The organism is Empedobacter sp. GD03861, from assembly GCF_029840885.1.
GTDB classification, from domain to species: Bacteria; Bacteroidota; Bacteroidia; order Flavobacteriales; family Weeksellaceae; genus Empedobacter; species Empedobacter falsenii_B.
The window spans coordinates 1-17,994 of sequence record NZ_JAOCDJ010000004.1 but is presented as its reverse complement, the minus strand read 5'-3'; the positions used below and the strand labels follow the sequence as shown (position 1 = coordinate 17,994).

General features: G+C 30.3%; 24 protein-coding genes. 10 read left to right on the top strand and 14 right to left on the bottom strand.

From position 1 onward, the window contains the following. Positions 1-529: 529 nt before the first annotated feature. The 5 genes from N5D03_RS03100 (at position 530) to N5D03_RS03080 (ending at position 3,222) form a co-directional block, all read left to right on the top strand. On the top strand, positions 530-1,234 hold the full coding sequence (locus tag N5D03_RS03100; protein ID WP_280050913.1) for a phosphoadenylyl-sulfate reductase: 705 nt from the start codon (positions 530-532) through the stop codon (positions 1,232-1,234). Positions 1,235-1,317: 83 nt separating this feature from the next. Continuing rightward, the gene (locus N5D03_RS03095; protein ID WP_280050912.1) at positions 1,318-1,878 is read left to right on the top strand and encodes a Crp/Fnr family transcriptional regulator; all 561 of its coding nucleotides are present in this window, start codon (positions 1,318-1,320) and stop codon (positions 1,876-1,878) included. Positions 1,879-1,952: 74 nt separating this feature from the next. Continuing rightward, the gene (locus tag N5D03_RS03090; protein WP_125349392.1) at positions 1,953-2,279 is read left to right on the top strand and encodes a multidrug efflux SMR transporter; all 327 of its coding nucleotides are present in this window, start codon (positions 1,953-1,955) and stop codon (positions 2,277-2,279) included. Continuing rightward, on the top strand, positions 2,279-2,800 hold the full coding sequence (locus N5D03_RS03085) for a GNAT family N-acetyltransferase (RefSeq protein ID WP_280050911.1): 522 nt from the start codon (positions 2,279-2,281) through the stop codon (positions 2,798-2,800). Before N5D03_RS03090 ends, N5D03_RS03085 begins: the two co-directional genes overlap by 1 nt. Positions 2,801-2,895: 95 nt before the next feature. Continuing rightward, positions 2,896-3,222, top strand: a complete 327-nt coding sequence (locus N5D03_RS03080) for a DUF493 family protein (RefSeq protein WP_038334352.1) — start codon at positions 2,896-2,898, stop codon at positions 3,220-3,222. A gap of 500 nt (positions 3,223-3,722) precedes the next feature. Here N5D03_RS03080 and N5D03_RS03075 read toward each other — a convergent pair whose 3' ends face one another. The 6 genes from N5D03_RS03075 to N5D03_RS03050 form a co-directional block, all read right to left on the bottom strand. Continuing rightward, the gene (locus tag N5D03_RS03075; RefSeq protein WP_038334348.1) at positions 3,723-4,214 is read right to left on the bottom strand and encodes a 3'-5' exonuclease; all 492 of its coding nucleotides are present in this window, start codon (positions 4,212-4,214) and stop codon (positions 3,723-3,725) included. Between the two features lie 3 nt (positions 4,215-4,217). After that, positions 4,218-5,132: a tRNA (adenosine(37)-N6)-dimethylallyltransferase MiaA gene (miaA, locus tag N5D03_RS03070; RefSeq protein ID WP_280050910.1), complete on the bottom strand. Its 915-nt coding sequence runs from the start codon at positions 5,130-5,132 to the stop codon at positions 4,218-4,220. 95 nt (positions 5,133-5,227) lie between these two features. Continuing rightward, positions 5,228-5,689, bottom strand: a complete 462-nt coding sequence (locus tag N5D03_RS03065; RefSeq protein WP_038334338.1) for a MaoC family dehydratase — start codon at positions 5,687-5,689, stop codon at positions 5,228-5,230. A gap of 163 nt (positions 5,690-5,852) precedes the next feature. Then, positions 5,853-6,206, bottom strand: coding sequence for a YkvA family protein (locus tag N5D03_RS03060; RefSeq protein WP_115000587.1), 354 nt, complete (start codon positions 6,204-6,206; stop codon positions 5,853-5,855). Between the two features lie 101 nt (positions 6,207-6,307). After that, a complete protein-coding gene (locus N5D03_RS03055; RefSeq protein ID WP_115000585.1) occupies positions 6,308-6,952 on the bottom strand; it encodes a peptidylprolyl isomerase in 645 nt (214 codons plus the stop codon). 60 nt (positions 6,953-7,012) lie between these two features. Beyond that, positions 7,013-7,228 carry a hypothetical protein gene (locus N5D03_RS03050; protein ID WP_038334324.1) on the bottom strand — a complete coding sequence of 72 codons (216 nt, stop codon included), beginning with the start codon at positions 7,226-7,228 and terminating at the stop codon, positions 7,013-7,015. 111 nt (positions 7,229-7,339) lie between these two features. On the opposite strand from N5D03_RS03050, the gene N5D03_RS03045 reads away from it, so the two are divergent. The 5 genes from N5D03_RS03045 to N5D03_RS03025 all read left to right on the top strand — a co-directional run bounded on the left by N5D03_RS03045 (position 7,340) and on the right by N5D03_RS03025 (position 10,519). After that, positions 7,340-8,041 (top strand): DUF1826 domain-containing protein, encoded by a 702-nt coding sequence (locus tag N5D03_RS03045; protein WP_115000583.1) that lies wholly within the window; start codon positions 7,340-7,342, stop codon positions 8,039-8,041. A gap of 169 nt (positions 8,042-8,210) precedes the next feature. Continuing rightward, positions 8,211-8,450 carry a hypothetical protein gene (locus N5D03_RS03040; RefSeq protein WP_038334320.1) on the top strand — a complete coding sequence of 80 codons (240 nt, stop codon included), beginning with the start codon at positions 8,211-8,213 and terminating at the stop codon, positions 8,448-8,450. Next, complete coding sequence (locus N5D03_RS03035; protein ID WP_115000581.1) at positions 8,438-9,166, top strand: hypothetical protein; 729 nt, start codon at positions 8,438-8,440, stop codon at positions 9,164-9,166. Before N5D03_RS03040 ends, N5D03_RS03035 begins: the two co-directional genes overlap by 13 nt. An 85-nt stretch (positions 9,167-9,251) precedes the next feature. Then, positions 9,252-9,581: a translation initiation factor gene (locus N5D03_RS03030; RefSeq protein WP_115002063.1), complete on the top strand. Its 330-nt coding sequence runs from the start codon at positions 9,252-9,254 to the stop codon at positions 9,579-9,581. Positions 9,582-9,646: 65 nt separating this feature from the next. After that, positions 9,647-10,519 carry a nucleoside phosphorylase gene (locus N5D03_RS03025; protein WP_115000579.1) on the top strand — a complete coding sequence of 291 codons (873 nt, stop codon included), beginning with the start codon at positions 9,647-9,649 and terminating at the stop codon, positions 10,517-10,519. A 71-nt stretch (positions 10,520-10,590) separates the two neighbouring features. Here the strand turns inward: N5D03_RS03025 and recN are convergent, their stop codons facing one another. The 8 genes from recN to era all read right to left on the bottom strand — a co-directional run bounded on the left by recN (position 10,591) and on the right by era (position 17,969). Further along, positions 10,591-12,249, bottom strand: coding sequence for a DNA repair protein RecN (gene recN, locus N5D03_RS03020; RefSeq protein WP_280050909.1), 1,659 nt, complete (start codon positions 12,247-12,249; stop codon positions 10,591-10,593). Next, complete coding sequence (locus N5D03_RS03015) at positions 12,250-13,158, bottom strand: DUF4835 family protein (RefSeq protein WP_280050908.1); 909 nt, start codon at positions 13,156-13,158, stop codon at positions 12,250-12,252. Between the two features lie 8 nt (positions 13,159-13,166). Further along, complete coding sequence (coaBC, locus tag N5D03_RS03010; RefSeq protein ID WP_280050907.1) at positions 13,167-14,366, bottom strand: bifunctional phosphopantothenoylcysteine decarboxylase/phosphopantothenate--cysteine ligase CoaBC; 1,200 nt, start codon at positions 14,364-14,366, stop codon at positions 13,167-13,169. Further along, positions 14,366-14,689: a DNA-directed RNA polymerase subunit omega gene (locus N5D03_RS03005; protein ID WP_019973784.1), complete on the bottom strand. Its 324-nt coding sequence runs from the start codon at positions 14,687-14,689 to the stop codon at positions 14,366-14,368. Before N5D03_RS03005 ends, coaBC begins: the two co-directional genes overlap by 1 nt. 27 nt (positions 14,690-14,716) lie before the next feature. After that, positions 14,717-15,598: an outer membrane protein assembly factor BamD gene (gene bamD / locus N5D03_RS03000; RefSeq protein WP_038334250.1), complete on the bottom strand. Its 882-nt coding sequence runs from the start codon at positions 15,596-15,598 to the stop codon at positions 14,717-14,719. A gap of 81 nt (positions 15,599-15,679) precedes the next feature. After that, positions 15,680-16,186, bottom strand: coding sequence for a ferritin (locus N5D03_RS02995; RefSeq protein WP_280050906.1), 507 nt, complete (start codon positions 16,184-16,186; stop codon positions 15,680-15,682). A 12-nt stretch (positions 16,187-16,198) separates the two neighbouring features. Further along, positions 16,199-17,077, bottom strand: a complete 879-nt coding sequence (gene dapA / locus N5D03_RS02990; RefSeq protein ID WP_280050905.1) for a 4-hydroxy-tetrahydrodipicolinate synthase — start codon at positions 17,075-17,077, stop codon at positions 16,199-16,201. A gap of 226 nt (positions 17,078-17,303) precedes the next feature. Further along, positions 17,304-17,969 (bottom strand): GTPase Era, encoded by a 666-nt coding sequence (gene era, locus N5D03_RS02985; protein WP_280050904.1) that lies wholly within the window; start codon positions 17,967-17,969, stop codon positions 17,304-17,306. Between the last annotated feature and the right edge of the window lie 25 nt (positions 17,970-17,994).

Below are 17,994 nucleotides of genomic sequence, written 5' to 3'. Positions count from 1 at the left end.
AATGTCTTTTTATGGAATTAATCATTTGACAAGATTAAATATTTTGCAAGTGCATGAGTATGATTTACTCTTTTCGGTTATTGGGTTTGGTTATTTTCATCCATTTTTGTCCTAATTTATCATTACAAAAAATATAAATTAAAAAGTCAAACATTGTAAAGTTTGACTTTTTAGTTTTGCGATATTCATAATTTGTTCTCGAAGATGATTAGATAGAATTTATTTTTATGGTATTTTAAATATTTTTATCCTAATAATTATATTGATTTTTGAGTTAATTAATAATTTAAACTCTTCGAAAACCTCTGTTTAGTGGCAATTTGGACTAATTTTGTTCTTTTTTATGAATATGATAATTAACTATCGAAAATGATTAAAGTATAAATAAAATTAGCTTATATAATTTATTGATTCTATATTGCATTATATCTATAAAATTAGTCGAGATTAGTTTTGTTTACAAAGTTGGAATTGATACATTTGTTAAAAATAATTACTCTATAAAAACTATAGAGATTATATATGCAAAATGAATCAACTGAAAGAAATATTAGAGGAAGTAATAGAACAAACTAGTTTAGAAGAAAAATTATTGTTTTTGAATAACAACGTTAAAGAAAAGATAGTTTTTTCGACAAGTTTTGGTTTCGAAGATCAAGTTATTTCTCATGCTATTTTGAGTCAAAAATTAGACAATATTGAAATTTTTACTTTAGATACAGGACGTGTTTTTCAGGAAACGTATAATACGTGGAACAAAACTGAATTGAAATATCAAGCGAAGATTAAACCATTTTATCCACCAACAGAGGAGTTAGAAAATTTTGTTGAAGAAAATGGGATTAATCCTTTTTACGATTCGGTTGATTTAAGAAAACAATGTTGCTATATCAGAAAAGTAATTCCTTTGAATCGTGCATTAAAAGAAGCATCAGTTTGGATTACAGGTTTGCGTGCGGAGCAATCGAATAATCGACATGATATGCACGAAATAGAGTTTGACGAAGAAAAACAATTATTCAAATTCAATCCATTGATTGATTTTACAACAGGGGATTGTTTCGAATATTTGAAAGAAAATAGAGTTCCTTACAACCCGTTACACGACAAGGGTTTTATAAGTATTGGTTGTGCTCCTTGCACACGTGCTATAAACGAAGGTGAAGATTTTCGTGCCGGAAGATGGTGGTGGGAAGACAATAGTAAAAAAGAATGCGGTCTACATGCAAAGTAGATTTCAGGTGTTAATTTAATTTGAATGACTCAGCCTATTTTAGGTTGAGTTTTTTGTTTACTTTTACTAGATATGTTTCAATAATGGAAATAGAACTAATATTAGATCAAATTTCACCACTTTCCTCGCAGTCTATTCAATTGATTGCAGATAAAATTCAACTAATTCGATTATCAAAAAACACGACGCTTATTGATGCCGATAAAGTTGAGAAAAAGTTATATTTCATCAAAAAAGGAATTGTTCGTGCGTATACGATAGACGATGGAAAAGAAATTACGTTTTGGTTTGGGAAAGAAGGCGATTTGATTTTATCGATGCGAAGTTATGTCGAAAATAAAATTGGCTACGAAACAATCGAATTAATGGAAGATTGTGAGTTATATGAAATTAAATCTTCAGACATACAATTGTTTTATGCGACAAATTTAGAAATTGCAAATTGGGGAAGAAAACTTGCTGAAATTGAATTGATAAAAACTGAAGAGCGTTTTATTTCTAGGCAACTAGGAACGGCGATTGATCGTTATAAAAAATTGTTAGAAGAAAATCCAAGTTTGATTAATCGTGTGCAATTAGGTTATATCGCGTCTTATTTAGGAATTTCTCAAGTGACATTAAGTAGGATTCGCACAGAAATTTAAGCGAATAATTTTTTTACAAATGTAAAAAAAATCTATTTTTTTCTAATTCATCTTTGCATCAAAATATTAACAAAATGAATTGGATTTTATTGATTTTAGGAGGATTATTCGAGATTGGATTTACATCATCTTTAGGAAAAGCCAAAGAAACAACAGGCTCAGAAATGTATATGTGGTACGGTGCTTTTGCAGTGTGTTTGGTCGCAAGTATGGCGTTATTAATCAAAGCAACACAAACTTTACCTTTGGGAACTGCTTATGCTGTTTGGACTGGAATTGGCGCTGTTGGAACAGTTTTAATTGGAATTTTTGTATTCAAAGAACCTGCTAATTTTTGGAGAATATTCTTTATTTTTATATTAATTAGTTCAATTGTAGGATTAAAATTTGTTTCGCATTAATGAACGAAGAAATTACAATAAAAAGAGTTGAAGAAAAAGATATTTTAAAACTTCAAGAAATCTCTAAAAAGACATTTGCAGATACATTTTCTTCTTCTAATTCAGAAGAGGATATGCAAAAATATTTGACCGAAAGTTTTTCAGAAGATCAATTATTAAAAGAATTAAAGAATCAAAATTCGTTGTTCTTTTTTGCAATGATTAATCAAGAAATTGTCGGTTATCTGAAATTGAATATTGGTGATGCTCAAACAGAAGTTTATGATATGAATTCTTTAGAAATTGAAAGAATTTATGTGTTAGAATCGTTTCAAGGAAAGAAAATTGGACAAATTCTTTTTAATAAAGCTGTAGAAATAACGAAGAATCTCAACCTACATACAATTTGGCTGGGAGTTTGGGAAAAGAATATTTCAGCGATTAATTTCTATTTAAAGAATGGTTTCGAAAAATTCGATCAACATATTTTCAGACTTGGTGATGATGAACAAATAGATTATATGATGAGATTGAAATTATAAGATTTATAATATGTCAAAATGTCTTATTAATTCTATATTTTATCAATAATGTGAAGTGGTATTGTTTTTGACATTGTAACAAAAAAATAATAGATATGGACACAAATAGAGATTATACATTCGAAGAAATACCAGATAGCTCTCACAATGAGCAAGATTTTTATGCAAAATTCAAAGAAAGATTAGATGATGTACAAAAATTTCCAACAGATTATTTGTTCAAATTCATTTATCCTTCAAGTGAAGAAACGATGAAAAAAATCAAAGATATTTTTGCAGGAACGAATGCTGAATTTGATTACAAAGCTTCAAAAAATAGAAAATATACATCTATTTCGATTAAACTTTATGTGATTGATGCGGATACAGTAATCAATTATTACAAAGAAGTTTCGAAGATAGAAGGCGTTATTATGTTATAAGAAAAGGTTGCAAATGCAACCTTTTTTTATGTTTTTAAAAAGAGTAGGGGAGGAATCAATTTTTCAATTTTGAAATTAATGTTCCCAGAGTAACCCTCTTTATTATGTTAAATACATAATGTGATTATTTTACTTCTTCGATAAAAATCCAATTGAAATCAATTTTTTAAATTTTTAATTTTTTTTTCAACTTGTAAAGGTTTATCAGAACTAAATTTCAGTTTAAACTTCATTTTATAAAATTTTGAAAGTTAATTTTCAAAATTTTGCATTCTCAATTCATTTCATAAAATCAACTTATTTAGAATAGAATTTTTGCTTTATTAAATTTTCTTAGAAAAGTGAATTATTAAAGTTGTTATTAATCAATTTTAAATACTTGTAAATAATTGTAAATACTTACAAATATTTGTAAATGGTTATATTACTGAATGTGAATTTATTGTAATTTTTGTAAAAATTATTTTTAAATGATTAATCAGATAAATTTTTAGTAAAAACTATTTTAATAAGTATAATTGAGCACAAACTTTTGCATCAGATAAAGCTTCATGATGGTTGAGTTGAAGATTAAATCGGCGAGCACAATCGGATAATTTTGTAGGAACAATTCCTTTCTGTTTGAAAATTCTGTATGTACATTCCCACTTTTCGGCAAGGTTAAGTTGAGAGTAATTGAGGCTATAAAACTCCATTGTATTCTTCAAAACAGAACGATCAAACGATTCGTTATGTGCAACAACAAGCTGATTTTGTAAACGATGTTTGATTTCAAAATAGACGTCTTCAAAACTTGGTGCATCAATTGTGTCTTCGGGACGAATTCCATGAACCAAAATATTATGATAATTATATTGATTTTGTGGTGGTTGAATTAACGTGTAATACTCGTCTGTAATCACATTATCTGTCACAGTTACAATTCCAACCGCGCAAGCAGAATTACGATAATTGTTTGCAGTTTCGAAATCGATGGCAACAAAATTTTCCATAATTTATATTTTGTTCGATATAAAATTAATGATATTTTCTTGTTCGAAAGGAGAAAACCAATTGACAGTTTCATCTTTTTTGAACCATGTCATTTGACGTTTTGCAAAACGTCTTGTATTCTTTTTGATTTCTTCTATTGCAAAATCCAATGTAATTTTTTCCTCAAAAAAATCAAACAATTCTCGATAACCAACAGTTTGCAAAGCATTCAAATCTTTTAGCGAAAATAAATTTTTGGCTTCATTTAATAAGCCTTCGTTCATCATCATATCAACTCGACGATTGATACGGTCATACATTTCTTCGCGAGGAAGTTCTAAACCTATCTTAATTATGTTAAATGGACGTTTGTTCAAATCTTGATTTCTGAAGTGAGAGAAAGGTAAACCCGAAGCTCGGTAAATCTCTAAAGCACGTGTTACACGTTGTTTATTAAAAACATCAACTTCTTTAAAATACTTTGGATCGACTTCTTGCAATTCTTCTTGCAATTTTTCAATTCCAAATTCTGCAAGCTCATTATTTAAATCTTCTCTGATTTTAGGATCAACATCAGGAAATTCGTCAAAGCCAACTGTGATCGCTTTTTCATATAAACCAGAGCCACCAACCATGACGCAAATGTCATTTGTTTTGAAATAATTATTCAAAAAAGCTAAGCTATCACGCTCAAAATCACCAACCGAATATTTTTCGTGAATAGAAATATTTTGAATAAAATGATGCTTCACTTCAGTCAATTCTTCCTCAGAAGGAACAGCAGTTCCTATCTTCATTTCTTTGAAAAATTGACGACTATCACAAGAAATAATTTCGGATTGAAAATGTTTTGCAACTTCTATTGCCAAATTTGTTTTACCAATTGCAGTTGGTCCAACAATAGAAATTAAGGTTTTATTATTTTGAATTTTTTGCATGTTATATAAAATCGAGCGCAAGATACTTCGATATTTTATGAAAAGAAAAAGCTTCTATAAAAAATAGAAGCTTTGTAAATTATATTGATCTTTAATTAATCATTAAAGTGGTAAAGGAAAACCACATCTGCCGTATATGCAGGTTTTGGATTATCTTTAATTTCTAAATTTGCTTCGATGACAACTTTTGCAATTCCTCTCAAATTAGTAATAGATTTCAATTTTGCAGTTAATCTTACCTCACTATCAACCAAAACAGCTTGTCCAAATCTCAAATTTTCAATTCCATAATTGATTAACATTTTGATGTTGCGCACTTCCGCAATTTGATCCCACAAATGTGGAATTAAAGATAGCGTTAAATAACCATGCGCTATTGTTTTTTTGAAAGGTCCTTCGTTAGCTGCTTTTTCAGGATCTGTATGAATCCATTGATGATCTAAAGTTGCATCAGCAAAGCGATTGATTTGTTCTTGATTTATTATATGCCAGTCAGATTTACCGATTTCTTTACCTTCGAAAGCTTTGTATTCATCGAAATTATTAATAATTACCATTATTCAGGTGTTTTAGTTTTTAGTATTGTATTGCTCAAATCTAATGAATAATCGTCAGATAATAAATTTTATTTATGAGAAAGAGAGCATTTTTTGAATAATCTAAAAATAAAAAATCCGACTGAAAATTCAATCGGATTTTTTATAGCTATTTAATTTATAGCTACTCAATAATTTTTGCATCTTCAACATTTGCATAGGCTCTTTGCGTATCTCTCCATGCAAGATATTTAATAATTTCTTTGTTGAAATATTTCATTCCAAAAAGTAAAATCCCAAAATCATCTATCAAACCAAAAGGTCCAAATAGCGCTTCTGGAATAATATCAATAGGAGAAATAATGTATAAAGTTGCTACAAATCCAAGAAATAAATTCATGTTGTCAGGTTTATAACTTCCTTTTTTGTAATCACCTAACATATTGAAAAAAGCCTTTACTTTTTCAAAAAAAGATTTGTCTTTTTGAGCTGCCATTGCTGCTTCTCCAGCGACTTTAAAGAATTTTGATTTTTTCATTTCACAAAATATGTTTTAAAAACGTATTATGTATTACAAAGTACATGCCAAAACATTTAAATTGATTTTTGTGTCATGTTAAAACTTTATGTTACATTGTTTTACTTGTTTTTCTTTTTCAGTTTAATGATTTTTGCATTCAATATTCTGTCAAGCTTTGGATATCTTTCGCGCATTAATTTTGTGCTGTTAAAAATTTCTTCATCTTCCATTGTTTGTCCAGCGTAACCATCATACAAACTTTCTACAACATTCATTCCGTTCACCACTTTTCCAAAACTTGGAAAACCTACTACATCATTGGAATTGATTGTATCCAAACGATGATTATCTTTCAGATTAATAAACAAATCCAAATCTCTTGAGTTTTTTCCTGCGCGCGCAAAACTCAAAGCTCCTTTACTATTTCCAGCAATAACAGGTTCATCTTCTACAATAAACTTTTTCCATTGATTAGAAACAATTGTGTCTGTATTTCCAAATTGGGCGACAAAATTCGGAACAACACGATAAAAAGTTCCATCTTCGAAAAAATTGTATTTAACCAATTGATAAAAACGATCAACAGCTTTTGGCGATAACTTTCTTTCAACTTCGATATCAATATTTCCTTTTGTTGTTTCAAATCGAGCAACAAAATTTTCTGGCGCTTGTTTTGTTGTCCATTTTTTATGAAAAACCGTTTTGCTAGAAGTACAAGCCGAAAGCGTAATAAGTGTAAATAATGTTAAAGTAATTTGTTTCATGTTTTAATTTTGTGGATTAAACTTAAACAAAAAACGACACTTAGCGTAAGTGTCGTTTCATTATTTTTGCAATTCTTGTTCAATTTTAAAAAACCATTCTGTTTTCTGGTTATAAACTTCCGCTTCGGCAAGCATATAATGTGCTTCTTTGGTTTCTTCATATTTCACGCGATCCATCGTTTCTGGGTTGAAAGGCGGTAAAGGTTGCACTTCTGCACTAAAAGTTTTGGTGTGGCCTTTATATGTAAATGTTTTGGTGATAATTTCTTTTTCCATTGTCTTTTAATCTTTGGTAAAAATACAACTTTTGCAACGGAGAATTTACATTCGGAATAATTTAATTTTTAGGCTGAATTATTTTTTGATAAATAGTAATTTTGCAGCTATATGATTACTCAAAATAATTCTAATCAACAACAAGTTCTTGTCGTTTCTTCGTTTGATGAACTTGTACATACAGCTTTTTCTGGGAAAAATAATGCGATAAATTGGCGGCGAAATTTAGAAGGTGATTTTGAGGAAATTGTGAATCAATTGATTTTAAAGGATGATATTACTGTTATTTCTATTGCTGATTTGAATGATTTAGATTTATCTAATGAAGGAATTAAAGCGAGAAATATTTTGATCAATGATTTACAACAATTAACTGTTTTTGGCGCTTCGCCAACTTTAAACTTACTGAAATGTTATGAACGCGATACTGAATTTGATTTTATTTCGACAGATGTTTATTCATTTCACGTTGATCGTTCGCTAATTCCTACGGATACTTTTTTGTGCACTTACTATGGCGCTTCCAGTGATATTGTTGCAAATGAAGATGTGGAACAAAAAATTTTGATTCCAGAAATTAGAGAAAAACTATTCGAATTATATGATGGATACATTGATGGTTTTGAAGATTTTTTGAAAGAATATTTCTTTGATTTGCATTATCAAATTCGTCCAGGTGTTGAACCAATTAATTTAGGATTAGGAAATCTTTGGCGATTGGCAGTTGATCATCCAGAACAAAAAGTTTTGCCTTGTGTACATCGCGCGCCGAAAGAAAATAAAGATGAATATCGATTATTGTTAATCTGTTAGCAATAAATTATCAAATAATTATTTTATCGTTTTTTAAATAAAAATTATATGATTTAGATTCAAAAAATTGGGTTTTTGAATGAAGTCAAGCTTTTATTATTACAATGGTTTCACTAAATTTGCGTATATTTATTGGTGAATAATTATTGTTAATTTAATTTCTATCATTATGAACAAAGAATCAGATATACTAAAATTAGAAGAAGCAGGAGCGTTAAATCGTTTAGCTAAATCTGCATCGCAAGCTGCAATTAGAGTTTCAGAAGCATTAGATTTATCAGTTCAATATGTTCAAGGAAATCGAATCATCGAGAGAAAACCTAATGGAGAAATTAAGGTGATTAAAACAATAGATCGAATAAAAGTTCCAGCTGAATTGAAAAAAGGAGCTAAATTATGTCTAAAATAAAACGTTTACGCGTTTTTGCTGGTCCAAATGGATCTGGAAAGTCTACTTTATTCGATTCAATCTCATCAAAATTTAATGCTGGATATTTTATTAATTCAGATTTGATTGAAAAAGAAATTTCTTTAAAAGGTTTTATTGATTTGGATCGATATGAACTAAAACTTACCGAAAAAGATTTTGAAGATTTTAAAACTGAACCTGCTTCAATTTCATTATTCGAAAAAGCAAATAATGAAGGAAAAGCAATTGATGTGCAGTTTCGAAATAATGTTTTGGTTGATAAATCTAAGTCTACACATAGTTACGAAGCGTCTTTTATTACTTCATTTATTCGAAAACACTTATTGATTAAAGGTAAATCTTATTCATTTGAAACGGTAATGAGTCATCCTTCTAAAATTGATGAAATAGTGGATGCTAAAAATCGTGGTTTCAAAACATATATGTATTTTGTCTGTATTGAAGATCCTTTGATTAATATTTCTCGAATTGAAAATAGAGTAGAAAAAGGTGGTCACGCTGTACCAGATGAAAAGGTGATTAAACGATATCATTCTACTTTAATGAATTTATTTCCAGCTTTAAAAATTGTAGATAAAGGCTATATTTTTGATAATTCAACTCAAGAAATGAGATTATTTGCACAAGTTAAGAGAAATGAACTTGAAATAGTTTCGGATAAAGTTCCAAATTGGTTTATAAAACAACTGCAATAAAAATTTTATCTTTGTAATTATAATGGTACAAATGGACGAATTCCAATTTAAAACGCCATTTATTACAAAGATTACATCAAATACTATGGATTTACAAGATCAATTAAAAAATCTTTTTCCTGATCATATACCTGAGCCAGAAGAAGTATCAAATGAAGAACAACATGAGTTATGGATTCAGAAAGAACCCTTAATTTGTAAGTTTGAGAAACGAAAAGGGAAAATAAATACAATTATAGAAGGTTACGAAGGAGAAACAGAAGATTTCAAACTTTTAGCAAAAGAAATTAAGCAATTTTTGGGTGTTGGAGGTAGTTTTAAAGACGAACAAATCATCATTCAAGGAGATTATCGCGATAAGATTATGGCTTTCCTGAAAGATAAAGGATTTAAAGTGAAAAGAGTAGGTGGTTAATAATTTCTTTACAATTATTACTGATAAAAATTGTATATTGTTCTCTTATTTTTAATTATAAAATCATGAGTAAAGCAGCATCAGAATTAGTTTTAAATGCAGACGGAAGTGTTTACCATTGTAATATAAGACCAGAGCATTTAGCAGATACTATTATAACTGTTGGTGATCCAAATCGTGTCGAAAAAGTTTCAAGACATTTTGATACAATCGAGCAGACAGCAAGCAAAAGAGAAATTGTGACGCATACAGGAACGTTGAATGGTAAACGTTTAACAGTTATTTCGACTGGTATGGGAACGGATAATATTGATATTGTTTTATCTGAGTTAGACGCTTTGGCTAACATCGATTTAGAAACTGGTGAGATCAAAAAAGATTTCAGAAAATTATCATTTGTTCGTATGGGAACTTCTGGAGCTTTGCAAGCGGATATTCCTGTTGATAGTTTCGTTATTGGTTCTCACGGTTTAGGTTTAGATGGACTTTTGCATTATTATGTTGGGAGTGAAGCGGTGATGAATAAAGAGGTAGAAGATGCTTTTATTAAACATGTTGATTGGTCGCCGAATAAAGCGCGTCCATATTTAGTAAAAGGATCTGATTTGTTATTAGATAAATTAGCTTCTGAAAAAACAATTCAAGGAGTAACAGCTACAGCTTGTGGTTTTTACGGACCTCAGGGACGTTATTTGAGATTGCAACCAAATCCAGCTGATATTAATGAGCGTTTAACAACTTTTAATTACGAAGGTTTAAGAATCTCTAATTTTGAGATGGAAACTTCTGCAATTTATGGATTATCAGCAATGATGGGACATGAAGCATTGTCGATAAATGCAATTGTTGCAAATAGAATTTTAGGTGAATTTAGTGCTGATTCTTACAAAGCAGTTGATGCAATGATTGAATATTCGTTAGAAAGATTAACAAAATAATTTCGGAATCATATAAAACAAAAGCTCGAGAATTTTCTCGAGCTTTTTTGATTTTATATAATTTAAGAATTTTAATTCAAATTCATTAATTCTTTTGCTTGATTGATTGCTGCATCTGTCAATTCTGAACCAGAAATCATTTGTGCAATTTCTTCTAAACGTTGTTGTTGAGATAATTCAATAACGTTTGTTTGCGTTGTTTCGTTTACGACTTCTTTGTAAACTTTTAGCTGATAATTTCCTTTTGAAGCGACTTGTGGCAAATGCGTAATCACTAAAAGCTGCATATTTTCTGCCATTGTTTGCATTACTTTTCCTGTTTCATTTGCAACTTTTCCAGAAATTCCTGTATCTATTTCATCTAAAATCAACGTTGGTAAATGTTGATGAGTTGCCAATAATTTTTTAATCGCTAACATCAATCGAGACCGTTCTCCACCAGAAACAGATTTTTCAAAAATACGCGGTTCCATTCCTTTATTTGCTGAGAATAGAAACAAAACTTCATCTTTTCCAGTTGCTGTAAAATCTGTTGTTTCGTTTAATTGAATGGTTAATTGAGAATTTTCCATTCCCAATTGTGACAACGTATTCAAGATATTTTTTCGGATAATTTCGATAGAAGAAATTCTATTTTTTCTAATTTTAATTACTTGTTTTTCAAGTTTTTCTGAAATTGAATTCAATTCTTTATTTAAGTGAATAATTAAATCACTCAAATTATCAAAACCAGAAGTTTGACTTTCTAATTCGTCACGTTTTGCAATTAATTCTTCAACAGAAATCACATTATGTTTACGCAATAATTTATGAATCAAATCGTAACGATCTGTAATTTCTTGTAATCTTTCAGGATTAATTTCAGTCGAATCTATCAAACTACTCATTTCACCAGAAATATCTTGCAATTCTATTTTAGAAGAAATTAATCGTTCGTAAATAGAATTGTATTGCGAATTATAATCCGAAATTTTATTCAATTTATTGCTTGCTTCATTCAATTGAGAAATGATTCCCATCTCTGGATGTTCCAAAAATTGGTAAGTTTCATTCAAAGTCGAAATAATTTCTTCTACGTTTGACAAAGATTTTATTTCGATTTCCAATTCCTCTAATTCTTCATTTTTTAGCGAAGCATTGTTCAATTCTTCCCATAAATGCAATTTATATTCTAAATCTTGCGATTGATTTTCTAAAGAATTTTGAGCATCTTTTATCTTTTTCTTTGTTAAAATATAGTGGTTAAAATCTTTCTTATATTCTTTCAACAAGTCTTTATTTTCTCCGTAAATATCCAACATCGAAAGTTGAAAATCAGCTTCAAAAATTTTAGGGGTATTAAATTGAGAATGAATATCAATCAATAACTCTGATAATTCCTGTAAAATAGAGACTTTAACAGGTGTATCATTGATAAAAGCACGCGATTTCCCAGAAGGTAATAATTCTCTTCTCAAAATAGATTCGTCTTCGTAATCCAAATCATTTTCTTCGAAAAAATCATTTAATTCAAGATTTTTAATCTCAAAAACAGCTTCAATAATACATTTTTCATCAATATTTTTCAAGGCTTTTAAATCGGCACGTTCGCCTAAAACTAATTTTAAAGCACCTAACAAAATCGATTTTCCAGCACCAGTTTCACCAGTAATTGTGGTCATACCTTGATGAAAATCAATCTCCAATTGATCGATAATGGCAAAATTATTAACGCGAAGAGTTTTTAACATTTACTTTTTCAATTTATTCCAATAATTGTCGTTGTATTTTGGCGCGATTGAATTTAAAATTCCTTTTAGTTTTTCGATATTCACCGTAGAAACCTGTCCGCCTGAAAATACTTGACTAATTTCGCTATTTTTTGCTGTTAAGAAAAGTTCTAGCGGATAAAATTGAGAATAATTTCCTCTTTGGTAAAATTCTAATTGCAATAAAGTATTTCCAATCGCATTTTTACCACGAACTTCGTTCTCAGACATAATGTCTAAACCGTTTCTATGATATTGATAGATGATATTTCGAAGTGTAGAATTATCCGATTTTAGAATATTGTTAATTAACGCAGAACGCGATTTTATTCCATCTAATTCGCTCCAACCAGAGAAATTATTATTCACTTGACCAAAATCTGCAATTTTCTTCGCCATTTTGAAATACTCAGTTCCGCCTTCTTTCGCAAATGTATCTGCATCATATCCCAAAACTAAATAAATATAATACGTTAATACATCTGTCAAATTTTTTCCACTGAATTTACGATCATTGAAAATTAATTCTTCAGATTCTTGGTATTGAAACGTAAAATTATCGTCAGATAAATTAAGAACAGGCGTGTAGTATGTTGAGTTGAAAACAGGACGACGAGATTGTACTAAAATCGTACCTTTCATTCTGTTCCCCTCACGTTCAATTATATTAATGACGAAACTAGCTTCAATTCTTTCGTATGTTTTTAAACGATCATTTGTCCATTTTGTTGAATTAATAAACGTTTTTAATGATCTTTCTAAAGTTTGATAAACCTGTGTATTAGATCCTTGAACTTGAGAATAATCGACTTTTACATCTGCAATAATATTTTGTGAGAAAGCCGAAATAGCTAAACACGACGAAAAGAAAATTGAGGCTAATTTCTTCATAATAAATTTTATAACTTATTTAAAATGACATTCAAAATATCTTTTGCGACATCTGTTTTTGATTTAGCATCAAATTGTTGCATTGATAAATCTTTGTCAATAATTGTAATTTTGTTTGTATTCTTCTGAAAACCAGCTTCTTTATCTTGCATCGAATTAAGAACAATAAAATCAAGATTCTTTTTGGCTAATTTTTTCTTTGCATATTCTTCTTCGTTATTCGTTTCTAACGCAAAACCAACCAATAATTGATGTGTTTTGATTTCGCCTAACGATTTTAGAATATCAGGATTTTTCACCAATTCGATAATTAAATTATCATCGTTTTCTTTCTTAATTTTTTGCTCAGCCATTTCTTTTGGACGATAATCTGCAACAGCCGCCGACATTACAACAACATCAGCATGAGCAAAATTAGCGTGCATCGCTTCGTACATATCACGAGCAGAAACAACATTTATTCGATCGATAGGAAAACCTGTAACAGATTCGTGACTTGGACCACTGACCAAGGTAACTTTTGCACCCAAATTAGCAGCAGTTTTCGCAATCTCGAATCCCATTTTTCCCGAAGAATAATTACCTATAAAACGAACAGGATCTAAGTTTTCGTATGTAGGACCAGCAGAAACCACTACTTTTTTTCCGTGAAGTGGGAGAGTAGCTTCGATTGTACTTTCCAAAAACGCAATAATGCTTTCAGGTTCAGCCATTCTGCCTTCTCCAATCAATCCACTTGCTAATTCACCCGCTTCGGCAGGAATGCAAATATTTCCGAAAGATTCTAATTTAGCAATATTTTCTAAAGTTGATGGATGTTTGTACATATCCAAATCCATTGCAGGAGCAAAATATACAGAACACTTAGCTGAAAGATAAGTAGCTAAAACCAAATTATCACACGTTCCGTCTGCCATATGAGACAATGTATTGGCTGTGCAAGGTGCAATAATCATATAATCTGCCCAAAGAGCATATTCCACATGATTATTCCAATCTCCTTTATCACCGAAAAATTCCCATTCAACTGGATGTTTGGAAAGCGTGGAAAGTGTAAGTGGAGTAACGAAGTTTTGAGCTTCTGGCGTCATAATAACTTTGACATCTGCTCCTTTTTTGATAAGCCCTCTAACAAGAAAAGCGGCTTTGTAGGCCGCTATTCCGGCAGAAACTGCCAAAAGAATTTTTTTACTATGTAAAACAGACATTATTTATCCTCATTTGGATTTCTGTAATATACGTCATTGTCTAACCATTCCTTAACCGCAATAGAAGTCGGTTTAGGTAATCTTTCGTAGAATTTTGAAACTTCGATTTGCTCTCTATTTTCAAAAACTTCTTCTAAAGAATCTGTATGTGCAGCAAACTCATCCAATTTCTGAATTAATTCAGTTTTCATTTCTTGGTTGATTTGTTCTGCTCTTTTACCCATAATTACAATCGATTCGTATAAGTTTCCTGTTTTCTCATCGATTTTATTACGATCATAAGTTTGTGTTGTTGGTGCTGCACCGATATCCTTGAAATTCATAATGAAAGAATTTTATATATTTTACTATTATTTATTATTTTGCTCTTTGCTTAATTCAGCTTGATCAGCTTCAAATTTCTTTTTAGCTACTTCTATATCAGCTAATTGTTTTTTAGTCTCAACCATATCTTTGTCGATTTTCTCCATCAATTTATCAGCTTCTGCTTTAAATTTTGTTTGCGGATAATATCTTGTTAACAAAAGATATTGCGTTCTGGCATCTTGTAAACGTAAATCTTTGTTCTCGATACGAGAGAAATTTAATGCCAATTCTGTTTTAGAACGTAATGAATACATCATTGCTTCTTCACGAAATTTAGAATCTGGATATTCATCAACCATATTGTCAAAAGAAACTCCAGCAGCCTTGTATTTCATTGTTTTGTAATAAACTTTAGAAATTTCGAAAGACTTTAACTCTAATTTTTGTCTAAGTTCTGTAATATAATTATTTGCTTCTGCAACGTGTGCTGATTCTGGATACGAATTGATAAATCCTTGTAACTCACTGATTGCTGTATATGTACTTGTTTGATCCAAGTCATATTTTGGCGAATCTTTGTAATAAGAAAATGCCGATTTGAACAAAGCTTCTTCTGCGCGGCTATCCATAGGATAAGCTCCTGCAAAGCTTTTGAATTGATGTCCTGCTAAACGGAAACTTTTTTCGTTAAAGTTACCTTGTGCCATATTATAGGCAATGTCCGCAGATTTTTCTGTTCCTACAAATGAGGTAGAAATTTTTTCATACAATTCGTTTGCCAAATCATATTTACCATCTTGATACAATTGTGTAGCCAATGTAAAGATTTCGTCTTTATCCGTACTTTTCATCGCTTTGTTATAGGTCTTGTTACAAGACACTAAAGAAGCGCCAATTAAAACTACTAAGCTTAGTTTTTTAAACATTCTGCAAATTTAATAAAATTTGAGGACTAAAGTATAAAATATTTTTTTCTTATCCTCTTAATAAAATCTCAAAGTTTTGATTTATTCCGCTGTTGTGTCTGCGCTTAATGTAACTACATCACGATCAAATAGATATAAACCTCCCTTGTCAGATCCGATCATTTCTAACTTATCTAAGATATTTCTTGCTAATTTTTCTTCTTCAATTTGCTCAGAAACATACCATTGCAAGAAATTGTGAGTAGAATAATCTCTTTCTTCTAATGTTAAGCCTACAATGTCGTTAATTGATTCTGAGACAAAGCATTCGTGATTTAAAATTGCAGTAAAAACTTCTTTCAATGTTGTGAAATCTTGTTTTGGTTCTTCAATTTGTGGAACAAACGCTTTTCCGCCTCTTTCGTTAATAAATTTAATTAATTTTAACATATGCATACGTTCTTCGTCTGCATGCGAGTACAAGAAATTTGCAGTTCCTTCCAAACCTTTCACTTCTGCCCAAGAAGCCATAGCTAAATATAATTGAGAAGAATCTCCTTCTAATTTGATTTGTTTGTTTAATGCGTCTAATATTGTATCTTTTATCATAGCTTTATTTTTTTAGATGTTTGATAATAATTGGTTAATTTTTGTTGTCAAGTTAGCTGATGCAGCAACTAAAGGTAATCTTGTAAATGGTTTACAAACACCTTTGTTATCTAAAACAGCTTTTATTCCGCAAGGATTTCCTTCCTCGAAAATAGCACGTGTAATTTCTACAACTTTGTAATGACCTTCGTACGCAGCAACAACTTCTTTGTTGATTGCTTTGCGAATCATATCTGTAAAAACAGTTGGAACACCTTGTCCGATAACAGAAATAACACCAGAACCTCCAGCTAAAGTCATTGGAACAGCGAATTCATCATCACCAGAAATAATATTGAAATCTTCGCGTGTATTTTTACGGATAATATCTGTTGATTGTAAGAAATCTGGTGAAGCTTCTTTAATCGCAACAATATTTTTGAATTCATTTGCTAAACGAATTGTTGTAACTGCTGAGATATTAGAACCCGTTCTACCAGGAACATTATACAAAATAATGTTGGCGTCTGTACTTTCTGCAATCGCTTTATAATGTTGATAAATCCCTTCTTGATTTGGCTTATTATAATAAGGAGAAACCGTAAGAACTGCGATATAATCACTCAAATCTGTTTCTTGATATCCATTAATAACTTCTGCCGTATTGTTACCTCCAATACCCAAAACCATCGGAACACGATTAGCATTCGCCTTCTTTATTGTTTCGATTACCTGTTTCTTTTCATCTTTTGTAAGTGTTGCTGCTTCTGCAGTAGTTCCTAAAATAACTAAATACTCAACACCGCCATCGATACTATAGTTTACTAAATTTTCTAATGCAGTATAATCTACGGTACCATCTTGTTGAAAAGGCGTAACCAAAGCAACTCCTGTCCCAATTAATTGTTTCATCTTTTATAAATGTTATTAAATCTAATACTAAGTTAAAATTCGGAATTATATCTTGAATAATCAAATAATAGTGCTAATCTATAATTGGTCTTAGATAAAATCCAAAATCTTTCAAAAATAGCGATTAATTTATAGGAATAAAATTAATTTAAGCCAATGTTTTATGATTTTACTTATAAAAAAAAGCCACTCAAAACGAGTGGCTTATTATATTTTTAACGTTTGATTAGTTAAATGTGTATTTAAATCCTAAAGAAAAACGACCAGCTTCGAAGTTAGAATCGTTTGTTAAGTTCCACCATGGTTTCCAATCAAAATGTAAAGCCAATGGAACAGAAGGAATTTTGTATTCTAAACCAGCTTGCGGACCTTCTGGAATAATTGCTTTGATCTTATTAATCAACAAATCTACATTCACGTTTTCTTTTGCCGAAATAGGTAAAATCTCTGCTTTTGGTAATAATTCGTGCCAATATTCTACTGCTTCATTTAATCGATCTGGCGTAGCTGTATCAATTTTATTCAATAATAAAATAATTGGTGTAGATGTTTTTTGCAGACGTTCGAAAACTTGTTCATTTTTCAATCGTTTTTCTCCAATTTCTACAACATAAAGAATCACATCAGCATCCACCAACGATTCATTTACTGCATCCATCATTTTTGTTTGCAGTTCATAAGCAGGATCCAAAACACCAGGCGTATCCGAAAATACAATCTGATAATCTTCTCCTGTTAAAATACCTTTGATACGATGACGTGTAGTTTGCGCTTTGTGTGTTGCGATAACCAAACGCTCTTTCATCAACATATTCATCAAAGTAGATTTTCCAACATTTGGATTTCCTATGATATTTACAAAACCGGATTTAAATTTCTTTTCGTCTGACATTCTGCAAATTTAGTGATTTCTATAA

What these genes read in the sequence shown, in the direction of transcription:
- dapA (WP_280050905.1), bottom strand. Translation starts at nt 17,077, where the DNA reads ATGAAACAATTAATTGGGACAGGAGTTGCTTTGGTTACGCCTTTTCAA.
- N5D03_RS03055 (WP_115000585.1), bottom strand. Translation starts at nt 6,952, where the DNA reads ATGAAACAAATTACTTTAACATTATTTACACTTATTACGCTTTCGGCT.
- bamD (WP_038334250.1), bottom strand. Translation starts at nt 15,598, where the DNA reads ATGTTTAAAAAACTAAGCTTAGTAGTTTTAATTGGCGCTTCTTTAGTG.
- N5D03_RS03050 (WP_038334324.1), bottom strand. Translation starts at nt 7,228, where the DNA reads ATGGAAAAAGAAATTATCACCAAAACATTTACATATAAAGGCCACACC.
- N5D03_RS03015 (WP_280050908.1), bottom strand. Translation starts at nt 13,158, where the DNA reads ATGAAGAAATTAGCCTCAATTTTCTTTTCGTCGTGTTTAGCTATTTCG.
- N5D03_RS03025 (WP_115000579.1), top strand. Translation starts at nt 9,647, where the DNA reads ATGAGTAAAGCAGCATCAGAATTAGTTTTAAATGCAGACGGAAGTGTT.
- N5D03_RS03080 (WP_038334352.1), top strand. Translation starts at nt 2,896, where the DNA reads ATGGACACAAATAGAGATTATACATTCGAAGAAATACCAGATAGCTCT.
- N5D03_RS03085 (WP_280050911.1), top strand. Translation starts at nt 2,279, where the DNA reads ATGAACGAAGAAATTACAATAAAAAGAGTTGAAGAAAAAGATATTTTA.
- N5D03_RS03090 (WP_125349392.1), top strand. Translation starts at nt 1,953, where the DNA reads ATGAATTGGATTTTATTGATTTTAGGAGGATTATTCGAGATTGGATTT.
- N5D03_RS03005 (WP_019973784.1), bottom strand. Translation starts at nt 14,689, where the DNA reads ATGAATTTCAAGGATATCGGTGCAGCACCAACAACACAAACTTATGAT.
- N5D03_RS03045 (WP_115000583.1), top strand. Translation starts at nt 7,340, where the DNA reads ATGATTACTCAAAATAATTCTAATCAACAACAAGTTCTTGTCGTTTCT.
- miaA (WP_280050910.1), bottom strand. Translation starts at nt 5,132, where the DNA reads ATGCAAAAAATTCAAAATAATAAAACCTTAATTTCTATTGTTGGACCA.
- coaBC (WP_280050907.1), bottom strand. Translation starts at nt 14,366, where the DNA reads ATGTCTGTTTTACATAGTAAAAAAATTCTTTTGGCAGTTTCTGCCGGA.
- N5D03_RS03100 (WP_280050913.1), top strand. Translation starts at nt 530, where the DNA reads ATGAATCAACTGAAAGAAATATTAGAGGAAGTAATAGAACAAACTAGT.
- recN (WP_280050909.1), bottom strand. Translation starts at nt 12,249, where the DNA reads ATGTTAAAAACTCTTCGCGTTAATAATTTTGCCATTATCGATCAATTG.
- era (WP_280050904.1), bottom strand. Translation starts at nt 17,969, where the DNA reads ATGTCAGACGAAAAGAAATTTAAATCCGGTTTTGTAAATATCATAGGA.
- N5D03_RS03040 (WP_038334320.1), top strand. Translation starts at nt 8,211, where the DNA reads ATGAACAAAGAATCAGATATACTAAAATTAGAAGAAGCAGGAGCGTTA.
- N5D03_RS02995 (WP_280050906.1), bottom strand. Translation starts at nt 16,186, where the DNA reads ATGATAAAAGATACAATATTAGACGCATTAAACAAACAAATCAAATTA.
- N5D03_RS03035 (WP_115000581.1), top strand. Translation starts at nt 8,438, where the DNA reads ATGTCTAAAATAAAACGTTTACGCGTTTTTGCTGGTCCAAATGGATCT.
- N5D03_RS03030 (WP_115002063.1), top strand. Translation starts at nt 9,252, where the DNA reads ATGGATTTACAAGATCAATTAAAAAATCTTTTTCCTGATCATATACCT.
- N5D03_RS03060 (WP_115000587.1), bottom strand. Translation starts at nt 6,206, where the DNA reads ATGAAAAAATCAAAATTCTTTAAAGTCGCTGGAGAAGCAGCAATGGCA.
- N5D03_RS03065 (WP_038334338.1), bottom strand. Translation starts at nt 5,689, where the DNA reads ATGGTAATTATTAATAATTTCGATGAATACAAAGCTTTCGAAGGTAAA.
- N5D03_RS03075 (WP_038334348.1), bottom strand. Translation starts at nt 4,214, where the DNA reads ATGGAAAATTTTGTTGCCATCGATTTCGAAACTGCAAACAATTATCGT.
- N5D03_RS03095 (WP_280050912.1), top strand. Translation starts at nt 1,318, where the DNA reads ATGGAAATAGAACTAATATTAGATCAAATTTCACCACTTTCCTCGCAG.